The following is a 2165-nucleotide window of genomic DNA, read 5'->3' as shown; positions in this document are numbered from 1 at the left end:
TGCCCGCCCTGCCCGGCAGCGAAACCGACGGCCTGGGCATCCGCGAGCCGCTGAAGCTGGTGCATTACCGCGACACCGCCGGTGAAGGCCTGCTCGTGCTGACCCGCACCGATACCCGCACGCACGACGCCGACAGTGATCAAGACATGGACGTGGCCACCCTGACCGCCACCCTGTACGGGCGCGCCACCGCCGACGCCCCCTTCGTGCAGCGTTGGCAGAGCGACAGCCCGACCGAGTGCGAGGGCCTGGACCTGGACGCGGGCTACTTCCTCGACCAGGTCGGGGCCAGCGACCTGGACGCCGATGGCGTGGCCGAGCTCACCCTGGCCAGCCACAGCTTCTGCGGCGGCGGCGTGGACCCGCAGCAGATCGTGATCGAGCTGCGCCGCGACAACGATGTCTACCGCATCGACGGCGAATCGCTGGTCACCATCGAAGGCGACGCGCCGTTCGGCGGCGAGCGCCAGGACAGCGCCTCCTACAAGGATGCGCCGCCGCTGTTCCAGAAGCACATGGATGCCGTCTGGAAGGCTGTCTATACGCGGCGTGGCGGTCAGGATGCAGCCACGCCGTAATCGCCCGGACACACGCCTTCATGTATCGCGGAGCTGCTGGCTTGCCGTTCTCTGCCTGCTGCTGTTGGCCAGCAGCGGTGTGGCGGCAGGCAGCACGGAACGCCCGGCCCTGTCCCAGCGCAGCGCGGCCTCGATCAGCGACGTCGCGGGCCGCGGCAATGACGTGGTGTTCAAGCGCGGCACCCGTGCGGTGCGGATACGGCTGGGATCGCCGGTGGATGGTTGGCGGGTGAACTGCGCCCACACCCGCGCACTCGCTTGGGGCAGCCCCTGGGACCAGATGACGCCCGGCACCACGCCCTACTCCAATGTGTTCCTGCTGGACCTGCCGCAGGCGCGGATCCTGGCCCGCTTCTCCATCGTGCACGGGCCTTATGAAACCGCCTTCAGCGCGGATGGACAGTGGGCGCGGGTGGATGACATCGTCCTGCGCCAGCGTGATGGCGAGCGCGCAACGGTCACGGTGGCTGCAGCGGAGCAGGCCGAAACCTGCTCCTCCATCGACGGGCACCCGGCGCCCACCGACTGACGTAGCCACGCCCCCGGGGCGCGCTCAGCCGATCACGATGTAATCGCTGACCAGCGTCATCTCGGCATGCGCGCCCGGCTTCAGCTGCACGTAGCGGCCGCCCACCTGGTCGATGGCGATGCAGTCGTCCACGTCCAGCACCGCGTCGGTATGAGGCTTGATCCAGCTCGCGTCGCGCAGGTGTTTGGCCTTCTGCCTGGCGTCGGCCACGTCGCCGGCAACCAGCAGCAGGTAGTCGTGCGCCTCGCCCAGCGCGCCCGGCACGTAGCCGCCCAGGTTGACGAAGAACAGGCGCGGCGCAGCGGGGCCCGGGGCGACGTCGCCGAAACGGACCTGATACCCGTCCACCCCGTCCACCGCCAGCCAGCCGTCCACGTGCAGGCCCTTGGCGTCGCCGAACCATTCCCGGCGCAGTTGCGGGTAGGCATCCTCGGGGCGGTCGACATTGGCGAAGGCCACGTCATGAACTTCGATGCGCGCCCGCGCATGGCGCCCGCCCAGCATGAACACGTGCAGCACTGCTTTCTCCCGGTCTTTGCAAGGGCGTGCAGTGTAGCGTTGCCACCACGCGGAGATCGCGGCGGCAGTGGTATCGTCAGCGCCTGAATCCGCAGGAGCGACCCCATGCATTTCCCTTCGCGCAGCCTCACCTCCGGCCGGCTGGCCGCCGCACTGGCCCTCGTTGCGAGCCTGGCGCTCGGCGCCTGCGTCAGCACCCCCGGCCCGCAGGTCAAGGGCCCGGGCCTGTGCAAGGCCGAGGGCCTGGACTGGGCGGTGGGGAAGACGGCCGACGAAGCCACCATGCGCAAGCTGTCGGCGCAGAGCGGCGCCGGGCTGGTCAACCCGATCGGCCCGGAAACGATCACCACCCGTGACCTTCGCCAGGATCGCCTGCGCGTGTTCATCGACAAGCAGAACGTGATCACCGCCGTCCGCTGCGAGTGATGCCCCGCAGGTAGAGCCACCCCATGGGTGGCTGTGCCCGGGTGGCGGTGCCATTGGATCGCCGGGTTTCCGTACAGCCACCCATGGGGTGGCTCTACCGGATGTTGGATGCG

Annotated in this window: 4 protein-coding genes; 3 read left to right on the top strand and 1 reads right to left on the bottom strand. The window is 69.3% G+C overall.

What is annotated here, in order from left to right; all coding sequences use genetic code 11:
- Together DBR34_RS15230 and DBR34_RS15225 are read left to right on the top strand one after the other, a co-directional pair.
- On the top strand, positions 1–578 hold a 578-nt coding region (locus DBR34_RS15230; protein ID WP_181394030.1), incomplete at its 5' end, for a hypothetical protein.
- 64 nt (positions 579–642) lie between these two features.
- Complete coding sequence (locus tag DBR34_RS15225; RefSeq protein ID WP_128097427.1) at positions 643–1107, top strand: hypothetical protein; 465 nt, start codon at positions 643–645, stop codon at positions 1105–1107.
- 24 nt (positions 1108–1131) lie between these two features.
- Here DBR34_RS15225 and DBR34_RS15220 read toward each other — a convergent pair whose 3' ends face one another.
- The gene (locus DBR34_RS15220; RefSeq protein ID WP_128097426.1) at positions 1132–1626 is read right to left on the bottom strand and encodes a DUF1543 domain-containing protein; all 495 of its coding nucleotides are present in this window, start codon (positions 1624–1626) and stop codon (positions 1132–1134) included.
- Between the two features lie 105 nt (positions 1627–1731).
- On the opposite strand from DBR34_RS15220, the gene DBR34_RS15215 reads away from it, so the two are divergent.
- Positions 1732–2052 (top strand): hypothetical protein, encoded by a 321-nt coding sequence (locus DBR34_RS15215; protein WP_128097425.1) that lies wholly within the window; start codon positions 1732–1734, stop codon positions 2050–2052.
- Positions 2053–2165: the final 113 nt, after the last annotated feature.

Source organism: Stenotrophomonas sp. HMWF003 (genome assembly GCF_003061285.1).
In the GTDB taxonomy this organism is placed as follows: domain Bacteria; phylum Pseudomonadota; class Gammaproteobacteria; order Xanthomonadales; family Xanthomonadaceae; genus Stenotrophomonas; species Stenotrophomonas maltophilia_AP.
This window is presented reverse-complemented; position numbering and strand designations above follow the sequence as displayed.